Origin of the sequence: Streptomyces sp. NBC_00510 (assembly GCA_036013505.1) — a bacterium.
Lineage (GTDB): Bacteria > Actinomycetota > Actinomycetes > Streptomycetales > Streptomycetaceae > Actinacidiphila.
The window spans coordinates 8182506-8197206 of record CP107851.1 but is presented as its reverse complement, the minus strand read 5'-3'; the positions used below and the strand labels follow the sequence as shown (position 1 = coordinate 8197206).

11 protein-coding genes are annotated in these 14701 nt (G+C 71.9%); 5 read left to right on the top strand and 6 right to left on the bottom strand.

Features of this window, described 5'->3' with window-relative positions; translation table 11 throughout:
- Window positions 1–251 precede the first annotated feature (251 nt).
- From OG937_37140 to OG937_37120, 5 genes are all read left to right on the top strand, one after another.
- Window positions 252–1205, top strand: a complete 954-nt coding sequence (locus OG937_37140; protein ID WUD76931.1) for a hypothetical protein — start codon at window positions 252–254, stop codon at window positions 1203–1205.
- Window positions 1202–2662 (top strand): peptidoglycan-binding protein, encoded by a 1461-nt coding sequence (locus OG937_37135; protein WUD76930.1) that lies wholly within the window; start codon window positions 1202–1204, stop codon window positions 2660–2662. Before OG937_37140 ends, OG937_37135 begins: the two co-directional genes overlap by 4 nt.
- Window positions 2659–3399 (top strand): ABC transporter ATP-binding protein, encoded by a 741-nt coding sequence (locus tag OG937_37130; protein WUD76929.1) that lies wholly within the window; start codon window positions 2659–2661, stop codon window positions 3397–3399. The genes OG937_37135 and OG937_37130 overlap by 4 nt, the downstream gene beginning before the upstream one ends.
- Complete coding sequence (locus OG937_37125; GenBank protein WUD76928.1) at window positions 3396–4661, top strand: ABC transporter permease; 1266 nt, start codon at window positions 3396–3398, stop codon at window positions 4659–4661. The genes OG937_37130 and OG937_37125 overlap by 4 nt, the downstream gene beginning before the upstream one ends.
- A gap of 81 nt (window positions 4662–4742) precedes the next feature.
- On the top strand, window positions 4743–5117 hold the full coding sequence (locus tag OG937_37120; protein WUD76927.1) for a DUF1801 domain-containing protein: 375 nt from the start codon (window positions 4743–4745) through the stop codon (window positions 5115–5117).
- Window positions 5118–5350: 233 nt separating this feature from the next.
- On the opposite strand, the gene OG937_37115 is transcribed toward OG937_37120, so the two are convergent.
- The 6 genes from OG937_37115 to OG937_37090 all read right to left on the bottom strand — a co-directional run bounded on the left by OG937_37115 (window position 5351) and on the right by OG937_37090 (window position 14358).
- Entirely contained in the window at window positions 5351–7099 is a 1749-nt protein-coding gene (locus OG937_37115) for a beta-galactosidase (protein ID WUD76926.1), read from the bottom strand.
- A 165-nt stretch (window positions 7100–7264) separates the two neighbouring features.
- The gene (locus OG937_37110) at window positions 7265–8317 is read right to left on the bottom strand and encodes a LacI family DNA-binding transcriptional regulator (protein ID WUD76925.1); all 1053 of its coding nucleotides are present in this window, start codon (window positions 8315–8317) and stop codon (window positions 7265–7267) included.
- Window positions 8318–8471: 154 nt separating this feature from the next.
- Window positions 8472–9815, bottom strand: a complete 1344-nt coding sequence (locus OG937_37105) for a sugar ABC transporter substrate-binding protein (GenBank protein ID WUD76924.1) — start codon at window positions 9813–9815, stop codon at window positions 8472–8474.
- A 115-nt stretch (window positions 9816–9930) separates the two neighbouring features.
- Window positions 9931–10875 (bottom strand): carbohydrate ABC transporter permease, encoded by a 945-nt coding sequence (locus OG937_37100; GenBank protein ID WUD76923.1) that lies wholly within the window; start codon window positions 10873–10875, stop codon window positions 9931–9933.
- Between the two features lie 2 nt (window positions 10876–10877).
- Window positions 10878–11798, bottom strand: coding sequence for a sugar ABC transporter permease (locus tag OG937_37095; protein WUD76922.1), 921 nt, complete (start codon window positions 11796–11798; stop codon window positions 10878–10880).
- A 268-nt stretch (window positions 11799–12066) separates the two neighbouring features.
- Window positions 12067–14358 (bottom strand): ABC transporter permease, encoded by a 2292-nt coding sequence (locus OG937_37090; GenBank protein ID WUD76921.1) that lies wholly within the window; start codon window positions 14356–14358, stop codon window positions 12067–12069.
- Window positions 14359–14701: the final 343 nt, after the last annotated feature.

Below are 14701 nucleotides of genomic sequence, written 5' to 3'. Positions count from 1 at the left end.
CCCGCACCGCGCAGGCCCCCTGCCATCGCGCTCCCGTCCCGGTTGAACTCCTCACTCCTGTTCCAACCGGGTGGAGCGCCGTTCGGTTGCCCGGGGAACACACGCCGCCGACCAGGCCTCCCGCCCCGAACCGTGACGTGCGTCACATTGCCGGAAACGGCTCAGCCCTGAGCGGTGGTCCACCGGGTTGAGGACGTCAACGGGGCGCATCGCCCCGCCGTGACACCTTTCGAACGAAGTGATGGAACGACATGGCTCCCACACCCACCACGCGTGCACTGCGGCCGGCAGCGGCCGCCGGTGTCCTCGCGCTCGCCCTCGCGCTCGCCGGATGCTCCCAGGGCGACGGCGGTACCGCCGCATCCGCCGGCTCCTCCTCCGACGGCTCCACGTCGCCCTCGCGGGCCGCCGCCAACGGTGAACTGGCCATTCCCGAGGGAGCCGACGAGGGCACCAGACAGCAATACGTGTCGCAGAACACCATTGCCGCCTGCATGCGGAAGAAGGGCTTCACCTACACCCCGCACGTGTCGGGCGCCGACGCCGCCGCCATCCCGGTCGACGGTCAGGACTACGAACTGGCCAAGAAGTACCGCGACAAGTACGGCTTCGGCTTCTTCGCGGCCGCCGTCTACCCGGACGACCCCGACGTCCCCGGCAGCAAGGCCCACGAGGCCCAGGAGATGACCAACCCGGACGAGGCCTACCTCAACGCGCTGTCCCCGGCCCAGCGCAAGGCCTACGACAAGGCGATGGGCACCGCGAAGCAACTCGCGAGCGGGAAGAAGGTGATGCTTCCGGGATGTGTGAAGGAGGGAATCGAGAAGGCTTACGGGCCGGAGAAGTCCCAGGCCGAACTCGACCGTGAGCACGCCGCGAACGAGGAGCGGGACCGCGCCGCGAAGCAGGCCCTCAACGGGGATCCCCGGTTGATCTCCCTGGCGCAGCGGTTCGCGTCCTGCCTGCGCGACGAGGGCATCGCGGTGACGACGACGCAGCCGACGGCCATCGGGGACATGGTGAAGTTCGCGACGGCCCAGCAGACCCCGCAGGACGGCGTCCAGAAGATGGACCAGGACACGGCGCGGGCCAAGCTCACCCAGGAGATCACCATCGCCCGCAAGGACCTGGAGTGCGGCAAGGAGTTCCGCGCCGCGTACTTCCCCAAGCTCGCCAAGCACCCCTTCTCCGGGATCACCGGATGAGCCGGCGTGTGCCGAGCGGCCCGAAGGGGCGTGGCAAGCAGGTCGGGATGATCGTGGGCGTGGTCGCGCTCGTCGGCGCGGGCGGCTGGTTCGCCGGTACGCAGATGCAGTCCCCGGCCGACGCCGCCGCCTCCCGCCGGCCGCCTGAGGCGGGTCCGGTCACCGTCGCCGTGGAACGCCGGAAGCTGACCGCGAACGTGATCGCGCAGGGCGGCGTGGAGTTCGGGGCACCGCACGGGGTGTCGCTGTCCGGGTCCGTCGGGTCCGCGGGCGGTGCCGGGGACGGCGAGGCGACCCAGCGGGTCACCAGGCTTCCGCAGGCCGGTGCCACACTGCGCGAGGGCAGCGTCCTGATGCAGGTGAACGGCCGTCCGGTGTTCGTGCTGCGCGGCTCGGTCCCGATGTACCGGGCCCTCGGCCCGAGCAGTTCGGGCGACGACGTCAGGCAGTTGCAGAGCGCGCTGCGCAGGATCGGGCACGATCCGGGGGCCGTCAGCGGGGACTACCGGCAGGGCACCGCGTCGGCGGTGACCCGCTGGTACCAGGGCAAGGGGTTCACGCCGCAGCAGCCGGGCGTCGCCGACCAGCAGCAGCTGGGCGACCTGGAGGCCGCCGTCACCGACGCGCAGCTCGCGGTCCTCGCGGCGCAGGGCGGCGGAGCCGACGGCGGGGGCGAGGGCGGCAAGGGCGGTTCCGGCACGGCGGGCCCGCCGGCCTCCGGCGAGGCGTCCGCCCTCGAACTGCGCTCCGCGCGGCAGCGGCTGGACCGGGCCAACGCGGCGCTCAGCGCGTTCACCGCCACGTACGGCACCAAGGTCCCGGCGGGCGAGGTCGTCTTCCTGCCCGATCTGCCGGTGCGGGTCGACAAGGTCAAGGTGCGCCTCGGTGACACCCCGGACGGCGAGGTCGCCACCGTGACGAGCTCCGACGTGGTGGTGCGGGCCGTCGTACCCGGAGCCGACGGCTCCGCGCTGCGCGAGGGCATGCCCGCGCGGATCGAGACGGCGGACGGCACCCGTGTACGCGGCGTCGTCGCGCAGGTGGGCGGCGCCGGGACCCAGGCGGACGCCGGAAAGGACGGCGACGGCGCCAGCGCGGACGCGAAGGACGAGGGCGGGGCCGAACCCGACGCCGACGCCGGCGCGGAGCCGGGCGCGGACCCGTCCGCTCCGGTCCAGCTGGTGATCTCCGTACCCGAACCCGGCCCGTTGAAGGACCAGTCGGGCGGCACCGCCAAGGTGACCATCGAGGTGGGCGCCTCCAAGGGCGCCGTCCTGGTGGTGCCCGTGGCCGCGGTCCACACCAGCGCCGACGGCAGGGCCCGGGTACGGGTGGACCGCGACGGCGAGGTGGTGAACGTGCCCGTCACCGTGGGCCTCTCGGCCGCCGGGCAGGTCGAGGTGAGGGCGGACGGCGGCTCGCTGGACGAGGGCGACCGGGTGGTGGTCGGACGGTGAGGCGCAGACCCGTACCGCCCCGCCCGGCCCCCGAACAGGCGCCGGACCCGGACACCGTGATCCGGCTCAGCGGCCTGGGCCGGGTGTTCGACACCGACCCACCGGTGCACGCCTTGCGCGACGTGGACCTGCAGGTCAGGAGGGGGGAGCATCTGTCGATCGTCGGCCCCTCCGGCTCGGGGAAGTCCACGCTGCTCAACACCCTGGGACTGCTGGACCGGCCCACGTCGGGCAGCTACTGGCTCGACGGGGTCCTCACCAACACCCTGGGCGATCCCGAGCGGACCGCGCTGCGCGGCAGCCGCATCGGCTTCGTGTTCCAGTCCTTCCACCTGCTGCCGTACCGGACCGTGGACGAGAACGTCATGCTCGCCGAGACCTACCGGACCCCTCGCCCGGGCCGCGCGCGCCGCACCCGCGCCGAGCGCGCCCGGGCCGCCCTGACGCGCGTCGGACTCGGGCACCGCTTCGGCTTCCTGCCGGGCCGCCTGTCCGGCGGCGAACGGCAGCGGGTGGCCATCGCCCGGGCCCTGATGGGCGAGCCCGCCCTGCTGCTGTGCGACGAGCCGACGGGCAACCTCGACAGCGAGAACACCGAGTCGGTGCTCGCGCTCTTCGACGAACTGCAGGCCCAGGGCATGACGTTGCTGGTGATCACCCACGACGACGCCGTCAGCGGGCGGGCCGGCCGGCGGGTGCGGATCCGGGACGGCATGCTCCGGCAGGACAGCGCATGAGGCCCGGTATCCGTGGCGTGCGGCGCCGCGCCCACGCCCACGCCCACGAACGCCCCTTCATGGACCCGCGGGACCTGTGGTCGGAGTCCCTGGCCGGGGTGCTCGCCCGCCCGGTCCGTTCCGCCCTGACGACCTTGGGCACGGTGCTGGGCATCGGCACGCTGGTCATCACGATCGGCGTGGCGTCGACGGCGGCGAACCAGATCGTCGGCCGGTTCGACGCCCTCACCGCCACCTCGGTGACGGTCGTGGTGCCGTCCCCGCCACCTGGATCCGCCGATCCGCCGCTGGTGGACTGGCCGGGTGTCGAAGCGGTCGAGCGCCTCGCGGGTGTGGAGTCGGCCGCCGCCCTGTCCGATTCCGAGGGCAGCGCGAACGTCCAGGTCCGGGCCAACGACGTGGTCGCCCCCGGTGCGCTGACCGAGCAGACCCTGGCGGTCGTCGCCGCCACCCCGGCGCTGCCGGAGGCGGTCCGCGGCACGATGGCCACCGGCCGGTTCTTCGACACCGGTGACATCGCACGCCACGACCGGGTCGCCGTCCTCGGCGACCAGGCGGCCCGGCTGCTGGGCATCGACGACGTACGCGACGCCCCCGCGGTCTTCTTCAAGGGGCAGTCGTACACGGTGATCGGCGTCCTCGGCGGGTTCCGCCGTGAGCAGCGCCTGTCCGCCTCGGTGATCCTGCCCCCGACCACGGCGGCGGACCGGATGGGCATGGAATACGTGACCCGGGTCCTGGTCAACACCTCCCTCGGCGCGGCCCGGCAGGTCGCCCGGCAGGCGCCGATCGCCCTGTCCCCCGGACACGAGGAGGCGCTCACCGTGACCGCCCCACCGGACCTGTCCAAGGCCAGGAAGGGCGTCCAGGGCGACGTCAACGGCCTGTTCCTGGTCCTCGGGCTGGTCTCGCTGGTCGTGGGCGCCATCGGCATCGCCAACGTCACCCTCGTCACCGTGATGGAACGCGTCGGCGAGATCGGACTGCGCCGGGCGCTCGGCGCGTCCCGGCGCCAGGTGGCCGGGCAGTTCCTGGCGGAGTCCACCACCATCGGAGTCCTCGGCGGCGTCGTGGGCGCGGCCCTCGGCGTGGTGGTCGTCGTCAGCGTGGCCGCCGTGAAGGACTGGACGCCCGTCCTCGACCTCCGCCTCGCCCTGGGCGCCCCGGTCGCCGGCGCCCTGGTCGGCCTCCTCGCCGGCCTCTACCCCGCCCTGCGCGCCGCCCGGATGGAACCCGTGGACGCCCTCCGCGCCCCGTCCTGACCCCGCGCCGCCGCGGGCCCGGGCGGACGGCGCGTCCGCCCGGGCCCGCGGTGCCCGTCGGCCGCCGCGTAGCCTGGTCCCGTGGTGCGCAGCAGGGCGGCGGACGTCGACGGCTACCTCTCCGAGGTCGCGGAGGACCGCAGGGAGGCGCTGGTCAGGCTGCGTGAGCAGTGCCGGGCCGAACTGACGGGGTTCGACGAGGTGATGGCGTACGGCATGCCCGTCTACGAGCGCGGGGGCACGGCCGAGATCGCCTTCGCCGCCCAGAAGCAGTACATCTCCTTCTACCTCATGCGCGGCGACGTCCGCGCGGCCTTCGAGGACCGCCTCGCCGGGCAGGACATGGGCAAGGGCTGCCTGCGGTTCCGCAAGCCCGAGCGCATGGACTTCGACCTCCTGCGCGACCTTCTGCGGGCCACCGCGGCCGAGCCCGGGGTGAGCGGGACCGGTAGGTGACGACGACCGCCGGTGGGCCTGGGGCCGGCATGGGCCGCTGAACATCGCGGCGATGCATCTGAGCGGAGCGCTCCTGCCGACGGGCTTCATCACGCTGACCGCTACCGACGCCGACGCTGTCTCCTACGGGCAGACCTTCGTGTCGATCGGCATGCCCGCCATGATCGCAGCCGCCCCCCGCCCCGCCGTCCGGGGTGCCGGACGGCGGGGCGGTGCGGCAGCTCAATCCCCGCTCATTCCTCCGTCGGTCCGAGGTCGGGGGTGTCCCGCAGGTCGACCGTCGCGCGGGCGGTGGCGTGCAGTTCGAGGACGACGAGTTCGTTCGTGCCGGGCCGAAGGACCGGGCCGGGGACGTAGAGGCGCCGCTGGGGGCCGCGGGACCAATGGCGGCCCAGGGCGAAGCCGTTGATCCAGGCGTTGCCCTTGGTCCAGCCGGTGAGGTCCAGGTAGGTGTCGGCGGGCTGCTCCACCTCGAACACCCCGCGATGGAACGCGGGCCCCACCGGCTGCGGGCCGCCGGTGGTGAAGGTCAGGCCCGACAGGTCGTCCAGGGGCAGGGGCCTGCTGCTCCAGCCGGTCAGTTCGCTGCCGTTGGCGGTGACCGCGCCGGTGAGGCCCTTGCGGTCGTGGATGCCCTCCCCGTAGTTGACGCGGCCCTGGTTCTCGACGAGGACGGTCAGGGTCGCTCCGCCGGCCGGCACGGTGACGGCCAGGGCGCCTTCGTGCAGTTCGCGTTCGAGGACGCCGACGGCGGCGCCGTCGAGGAAGACCTGTGCCCGGTCCGCGATCGCGGCGAAGTGCAGCAGGGTGGGGCCCGGCTCGCGCAGGGCGGTCTCGTACAGGACGAAGCCGAAGTCCTGGCCCAGTTCCTCCATGGTCAGCGGGCGCGGCCCGGCCACCGCCTCGCCGAGCCGGTCGGCGGAGCCGAGCAGCGGGGCGTTCGCGGGGAGCCGGACGCCGAGGAGGTTGAGCTTCTTGGACGGCTCGGGCAGGGGCTCGTCGGAGACGGTGGTGTGCCGGGCGAGGACGTCGCGGAAGGCGAGGTACTTGCGGGTGATGTCGCCGGCCTCGTCCAGGGGCGCGTCGTAGTCGTAGGAGGTGATGGTGGGACGGTAGGTGTGCTTGTCGTTGGCGCCGTTGGTGAAGCCGAAGTTGGTGCCGCCGTGGAACATGTACAGGTTGACGCTCGCACCGGCCGACAGCATCTCGTCGAGGTCGGCGGCGGCCGACGCGGCGTCACGGACGACGTGCACACCGCCCCAGCGGTCGAACCAGCCGTTCCAGAACTCGGTGCACATCAGCGGCCCGTCGCCCTGGTGCTCGCGCAGCGCGGCCAGGCCCTGCGCGGGACGGCTGCCGAAGTTGACGGTGCCGAGGACGCCCGGGATGCTGCCGCGGGCGAGGTCGGCGGGCTGGTCGCAGGTGAACAGCGGCACGTCCACACCGCCCTGGTGCAACTTGTCCTGAAGGTGCGTCAGATAGGCGGGGTCCTCGCCGTAGGCGCCGTACTCGTTCTCGACCTGCACCGCCAGGACGGGCCCTCCGTTGGTGGCGAGGTAGGGGACGACCAGCGGCAGCAGCCGGTCCAGGTAGTCGTCCACGGCGGTCAGGTAGCGCGGGTCGGCGGTGCGCATCCGGATGCCGGGCGTGGCCAGCAGCCAGGACGGCAGTCCGCCGCCCTCCCACTCGGCGCAGATATACGGGCCGGGGCGCAGCAGCACGTGCAGGCCCTCGTCCTGGGCGAGTTCCAGGAAGGCCGGCAGGTCCAGGCCGTCCTCGGCGCGGAAGGTGTGCGGCCGCGGCTGGTGGAGGTTCCACGGCACGTAGGTGTCGATGGTGTTGAGTCCGAGCAGCCGTGCCTTGCGCAGCCGGTCACGCCACTGGCCGGGGTGGACGCGGAAGTAGTGCAGGCCACCGGAGATGATGCGGAACGGCTCGCCGCCGAGGCGGAATTCGTTCCCTTCGATCCGCAGTACGGGCATGGGCCGTGCTCCTCCAGTGGAGTCGAGTTCTGGTGCGTGTGGTGCGTGCGGTGCGGTGCGGTCACGGGGTGCTCGCCGGTGTCCGGCGGGGACGCCCCGTGACGGGATGTTTGCGTTGCCATCGCGACGGTGCGGTGACCGCGGGGAAACCGGCGGGGGGTGGGCTCAGCGGCCGCGCGGCGGCGGCGCGGTACTGCTGCGCACGACCAGGCTGGTGGGCACCAGCGTGGTGCCCCGCTCCGCCTCGTCCTTGCGGATCTGCCGCAGCACCCCGTCGACGCAGCGCCGGCCGACCTCGGCGAAGTCCTGGTGGATCGTCGTCAGCGGCGGCACGTACGAGGCGGCCTCGGGGATGTCGTCGAAGCCCACCACGCTGACGTCCTCCGGCACCCGACGGCCCTGCTCGCGCAGCGCGCGCAACAGCCCGAGCGCCATCTGGTCGTTGGCGACGAACACCGCCGAACAGCCCGGGTCCTGCGCGATCCGCAGCCCGGCACGGTAACCCGACTCCGCGGACCAGTCCCCGCGCAGCAGCGGCGGCACCTCGCGCCCCGCCGACTCCAGGGCCGCCCGCCAGGCACCCACCCGGCGCTCCGCGGCGAACGACTCCTTCGGGCCGGCGATGTGCCACACCGTGCCGTGACCGAGACCCAGCAGGTGTTCCACGGCCGCCCCGGCGCCGCTGGCCTGGTCGGTGTCGACCACGCAGTACCGGTCCCCGGCGTCGGAGTCCACCACCACCACCGGCGCGGTCGGCGGCAGGGCCACCGTCATCGCGTCCAGCAGATGGACCTCCATGATCATGACGACCCCGTCCACCGCCAGCTCCCCGAGCCGGGTGAACGCGCCCTGGACCCCGTCCTGCGTGGGCACGGTGACGGGCAGCAGCGTCGTGGCGTAGCCCTCCCGGGCCGCGGACGAGGCCACGGCCTCCAGCGTGCGCATGTTGCCGGTGCTGGAGAGGTTGAACAAGATGACGCCGATGGTGCGGAACTCACCCCGCTTGAGGGCCCGGGCCGCGCTGTTGGGCCGGTAGCCGAGCTCCTTCATCGCGGCCAGCACCTGCTGCCGGGTCTCCTCCAGCACCCCGGGGAAACCGTTGGAGACCCGGGAGACGGTCTGCGCCGAGACGCCCGCCAGCTTGGCCACGTCGGCCATCGACGCACCGCGCCGCCGCCGCTGCGCACCCGCCGCCGAGCTCTGTCCGGTCCCGTCCACGTGCGTCGTACACCTCATACGTTTCACTGCCGTTGGTGGTCAGAAGTCTAGGGGGGCCGAGTTGCGCGGACCGGCGGTCCGCGGACCCCCCGGGCCGGCGCCGGCGCTCCCTCAAAGAGGGCCGCCGGGGCCGGCCACGGATCGTGAGGAGGCGTCAGCCGCCGACGCTGAAGCCCTGGTCCTTGCCGTACTTGACCGAGGCGTCCTGCCAGGTGCCCAGCGCGTCGGACAGCGGCGTGGACGACACGTAGGCCTTGCCGACGGTGTCGTTGAAGATCGAGTTGGCGTACACCTGGTACGGCAGGTACGACCAGCCCTTGACGACGTTCGCCGCCGACTCCGCGAAGATCTCGTTGGCCTTCTGGCCGCCGAAGTAGGGGAACGAAGTGTCCAGGAACGCCTGGGAGTTCAGGTCCGCCGTCGTGGCCGGGAAGGCACCGCCCTTGATGCGGGCCTGCACGCCGGCGTCCTTGTTCGCGTACTTGATGAAGGCGTAGGCCAGCGGCTTGTCCTTGGCCGCCTCCATCACCGCCAGCGAACTGCCGCCGTTCTCCGCGCTGGCGCTCTGGCCCGCCTGCCACTGCGGCAGCGCCGCCGCACGCCAGTCACCGGACGCCGAGGGGACGCCGGAGACGAAGTTGGCGGGCATCCAGGCACCGGTCGACAGCGTGGCGATCGTGCCGTCGGCCAGGCCCTTGTACCACTGGTCGCTCCACGACGCGATCGGCGCGAGGAGCTTCTCGGAGATCAGCTTCTGCCAGACCTCGGTGAACTTCCGGGTGCCCGCGTCACCGAAGTCGACGTTCACCTTCGTGCCGTCCACCGTGTACGGGTGTCCGCCGGCCTGCCAGATCAAGCTGGTGACGAAGCCGGCGTCACCGGTGTCGTTGGTGATGTACGCCTTCGGGTCCGCCTTGTGCAGCGCGCGGGCCGCGGTCAGGTACTCGTCCCAGGTCGTGGGCACCGCGATCTTGTACTTGTCGAGGACCTTCTTGTTGTAGAACATGGCCATCGGCCCGGAGTCCATGGGCAGCGCGTACACCCCGCCGTTGACGGCCACGGAGTTCCACGGGCCGGGCGAGTACGCCTTGGACAGGTCCTTGGCGCCGTACGGGCTGAGGTCGGTGACGGACTTGCCGAGCGCGAACTGGCTCAGCGCGTAGTACTCGATCTGCGCCACGTCCGGCGCCCCGGAACCGGCCTGCACCGCGTTCTGCAGCGCGGTGTACTGGTCGTTGCCCGTGCCCGCGTTGACCAGCTTCACCTTGACCTTGGGGTACTTGGCCTGGAAGTCGGTGACCACCTGCTTCAGCGTCGGCTCCCACGCCCACACCGTCAGGCTGCCGCCCTTGTCCAGCGCCGCCTCGACACTGCCCGCGTCCGCGGCCTTGGCACCCGAGCCGGAGTCGTCGGAGGAACCGCAGGCGGTCAGGGACAGCGCCGCCGCGCAGAGCACCGCGATCGCCTGCGCCGAACGGCGCAGTGGCTTGTTCGTCATCGCATCTCACTTCGTTGTGGTGATGGTCTGCGGCACCGCCCGTCGCCATGGCACGGGTGTGCCGGGCGCAGGACCGCAGGGGGAGGTGGGTACGGCGCCGCCGCGGCGCCGGTGATCACTCCTTGACGCTGCCGGCGGCGAGCCCGGACTGCCAGAAGCGCTGCAGGAGGAGGAAGGCCGCGACCAGCGGCACGATGGTCAGCAGCGAGCCGGTGACCACCAGGTTGAAGACCGGCTGCCCGCCCGCGGTGGCGGCTTGGGCGTTCCAGGCGTTGAGCCCCAGGGTGAGGGGGTACCAGTCCGGGTCCTTGATCATGATCAGTGGCAGGAAGTAGTTGTTCCACGTCGCCACCACGGTGAAGAGCAGCACGGTGACGATGCCGGGTCCCAGCAGCGGCAGGCTGATCCTGAAGAAGGTGCGGATCTCCCCCGAACCGTCGACCCGGGCGGCCTCCAGCAGCTCGTCGGGGATCGCCTCGGAGGCGAAGACCCACATCAGGTAGAGGCCGAACGGCGAGATGAGCGAGGGTACGATCACCGCCCACGGGGTGTTGGTCAGCCCCATCTTGCTGAACATCAGGAACGTGGGCACGGCCAGCGCGGCACCCGGCACGGCGACCGCGCCGATCACCACCGCGAAGACCGCGCGCTTGCCGGGGAAGTCGAACTTCGCCAGGCCGTAGCCGCCCAGGACGGCCAGGAACGTCGCGCCCCCGGCGCCGAGCGCCACGTACAGCAGGGTGTTGAGCAGCCACCGCACGAAAATGTGGTCGTCGTAGGTGAGGGTCTGCCGGATGTTGTCCCACAGGGCGAAGTCACCGCTGAACCACAGCCCGAAGGAGTCCAGCAGGCTCTTCTGGGTCTTGGTCGCGCTGATCAGCAGCCAGGCCAGCGGGACCAGGGTGTAGACCGCCACCAGCGCGGTCAGGACGGTGAGCAGGACGCTGCGCCGGGGCCGGTCGGAAGAGTGCCGCCGGCTCGCCGGGCGCTCGGACGGTGCGGCGCCGCTGCGCTCGCGCTGCGGGGCCGTAACGCCCGCCTGGGTGCTCGCCTGGGCCATCGTCAGGCCTCCTTGCGCATGCCGCGCAGCTGCACGACGTAGGCGATGATCATCGTGACGACCCCCATGACGATCGCGACGGTCGCCGCGTAGTTGTGCTGCTGCCCGGAGAAGGACAGCGAGTAGGTGTAGAGGTTCGGCGTGAAGTACGTCGTGATGGCGTTGGGCGCCAACGGCTTGAGGATGCTCGGCTCGTTGAACAGCTGGAAGCTGCCGATGATCGAGAAGATCGTCGCGATGACCAGGGCCCCGCGGATCGCCGGGATCTTGATGGAGGTGATGATCCGCAGCCGGCTCGCGCCGTCGATCTCGGCCGCCTCGTACAGGGACCGCGGCACGACGTGCAGCGCCGAGTAGAAGATCAGCATGTTGTAGCCGACGAACTCCCAGGTCACGATGTTGCCGATGCTCGCCAGCACCAGGCCCGGCGACAGGGGGTTCGGCAGGGAGGCACCGAAGGTGTCGTTGATGTCGGCGACCAGACCGAAGCGGTCCCCGTACATGAAGCCCCACATCAGCGTCGCCACGACCGCCGGGACCGCGTAGGGCAGGAAGATCGTGATCCGGAAGAACTTCCGGCCGTGCAGCCGCCCGCTGTCCAGCGCGAGGGCGACCAGCAGCGCGATGCCCAGCATCACCGGCACCTGGACGACGAGGAACAGCGCGACGCGCCCGAGGCCGGACCAGAACTGGCCGTCCTGCAAGGCCTGGACGTAGTTGTCCAGGCCGACGAAGGAGGTCCCGCCGATGAGGCGGTCGCGGAACAGGCTCAGGTAGATCGAGTAGCCGATCGGCGCCAGGAAGACCAGCGCGAAGACGATCATGAACGGTGCCACGAAGCCCCATCCCAGCCAGCGCCGGCCCCGGCGTCCCCGGGGAGGAGCGGCCCGGCCGGTGCCCGGTGGCGGCGGTATGGCAGCCATGATCCCATCCTTCACATCGTCGTGCGGGGTCCCGCCGCATCGGGCGGGTCCGGGATGGTTGCGCAAACATCAGCGACCGCAGCCGGCGCACGTTTACGCAAACATTTGATGGACGCGATGTTGGCACCGGCCATCAGGACACGTCAAGGGCCCTCACTCGGTTCCTCCCCGACACCGCCCCGCCAGGACGTCCCCGCACGTCAACAGCCCTTTTACCGACCCCACTTGCCAACCGCCGGCCCGCACAGCGGACCGGCGGCACACACCCTCACTCCGTACGCAGCCCGTCCGCCCGCATCATCCGCCACAACGGCGGAAGGCTCAGCACCGTCACCACCAGGACCGCCACCGCACCGATCCCGGCATACGGCAGGAACACCCACCAGTCCCGCACCGGCTTCACCACGACGCCCAGCATCGCCCGCCCCAGGACCAGCCCTCCCACGATCGCCACGACCGTACCCGCCAGCACCGGCACCGCCGTCTGCCACAGCACCGACCACGCCAACGTCCTGCGCCGCGTACCGAAGGCCACCAGCACCGACAGCAGACGCCGGCGCTCCCTCAACTGCTCGATCTGCGCCACCAGCATCCCCGCCGCGATCAACACCACCGTCAACGTCCCGCCGACCCGCAGACCCGTCTGCACACTGGAGTACTGCCGGTCACGCTGCACGTTCACCAGCCCGCCCACCCGCAGCATCGGATCCACCCGCGCCGCGGCATTGCGCAGGTACTCCGCCGCGTCGGGAACCCGGCGGTCGATCGCGACGGACGCGAACGTCGACGCCTGCGGCAACCGGTGCCCGCCCAGCGCCCCCGGAGTGACCAGGATGCCGTCATGGACCTCGCCCACCGGATCCCGGACCGCCACCACCGCCCGAGCCGTCACCGGCAACGTCCACAACTCGCCCTCCGAAACGCCCTCCGAAACGCCGTCGAGATCGATCCGCCCACCCGGCCGGGCAGCCTCATCGGTGAGGAGGTTCGCCTCCCGGGCCCGCCGCGACCCACCCGGCCGGCGAGCCACAAAGGCATCACCGTCGCGGCACGAGGACAACGAGGCCAGCGAACGCAACGTCGCACAACTGCCCACCGTCAACGTGGTCACGGACCCCGGCCCACCACCCGCATCCGCACGACTCACATACGCCTCCACCGTGGCGACCACCCGCCGCACGCCCTTGACCCGCCGGAACTCCTCGGCCATCCGCTCCGCCAGGACCGGATCGCCCACGCTCTCCGAAGCCGCGGCAACCCGGAAATCCGCACGGACGACATCGGCAGGGGCGGAAGACCCACGCCCCGCCTTCGGAGCGGACGGCGAGGCGAAGTCCTCCTGCATGCCGCCGAACACCATCTGCAGCGCGATCGCACCGGCCACCGCCACGGTGATGCCGCTCACCGCCCGCGACGCCGTCCCACTGCTCAACTGCAACCGGCGCACCGCGAGCTGCCACGCGACCGGCCCCCCGCGCAGCCGCCTCACCACGGCCTCCACCAGCCACGGCAACAGCCCGGTCAACCCCACCAGGACCAGCACCGCACCCAGCGCGACCGGATACACACCACCCGACCCCAACTCCCCGTCCGCCGACCCCGTCACCGACAGCACGCCGACACCGGCCACAGGGCTCACCAGCCGCCACCACAACCGGCGCGGCCGCAACGTGGCATGCCGCACGACCCCCAACGGCTCGATCGCCACCGAACGCAGCGCCGACAGGGTGACCGCAACCGCCCCCACCAGGATCGCCACCACGATCAGACCCGCCAGCAGCAGGTCAGGGGCGACGTCGGCGGGAAAGGCACTCACGCCCCACAACCGCACCGACCCCGCCAGCCGGCGCGCCCCCAGGAACACCCCCGTACCGACCAGCAGACCCAGCACGGCGCCGAACAGCGCCTCGCCCGCCGCGATCCGCCGGGTCATCCCGACATCCGCACCGACCAGCCGCAACGCGGCCAGCCTGCGGTCCCTGCGGTCCCCGCCGAACCGGACGGCCGTACCGATGAAGACGCCCACCGGCACCAGCAGGACGACACAGATCAAAGCGACCAGGACCACCAGCTGCGGATCGAACCGCCCCGAGCCGGGGTCATGGCCGTACCCTGCGGACCTGATCGCACCCCCGCTCCTGGTGAGCGTGGCACTCCCCGCGTAGAAGCGCAGCTCCCCCGGTTGGAGCAGACCCCGGTCCGCGATGGTCCCCGTGATCCGGTAACCGAGCCGCTCCTTGAGCAGGGCCCCGGACGACGAGCCCAGCAGCTCGCGCAGAGCGGGCGAGACCGCCATCTCCCCCGGCCCGGGAATCCGCGCCACACCCGGCGGCGGCGGAGCACCGGGACCGTCCGGGCGCAGCAACTGCCCGCCGACGGCCTCGCCACGGTACTCGGTGCTCGCGTCGTACCAGAGGAACGTCGTCTCCGCGCGCCGCACCGACACCTCGCTCTCGAAGTTCGGCGTCTCGCGCGCGTGCCCGCGCTCCGCACGGGCGTCGAGGACGTTCGGCACCGCTGCGGCGAGGAACAGCAGAGCCACCCCGAGCCCGACGCCCACCGCGGTCAGCGCCGTGCGGATCCACCCCTCGCGGCCCCCGGAGCCCGCCAGCCGCACGCCGAGCCACAGATCTCCCAGCGCCGAACGGAACCGCCCCGGCGCGGCCCCGGCACCGTCACGGTTCATGCGGGGCTCCCTGGGCACGGTATGCCGTCGAGCGTGACGGCTCGGCGGTTGCGGGACGCGGCCTGCGGCGGGGGCGGCGCGAACGGGCGTCGGAGCGGGTCGAAGAACATGCAGTGAATATACACGCTGTCTATACACTCGATGTCTACCCACAAGGTGTCATCACAGTGTGCTCGCCGCTTCCCTTCGCCGTCTTCACCGGTACGGCATATCGCCT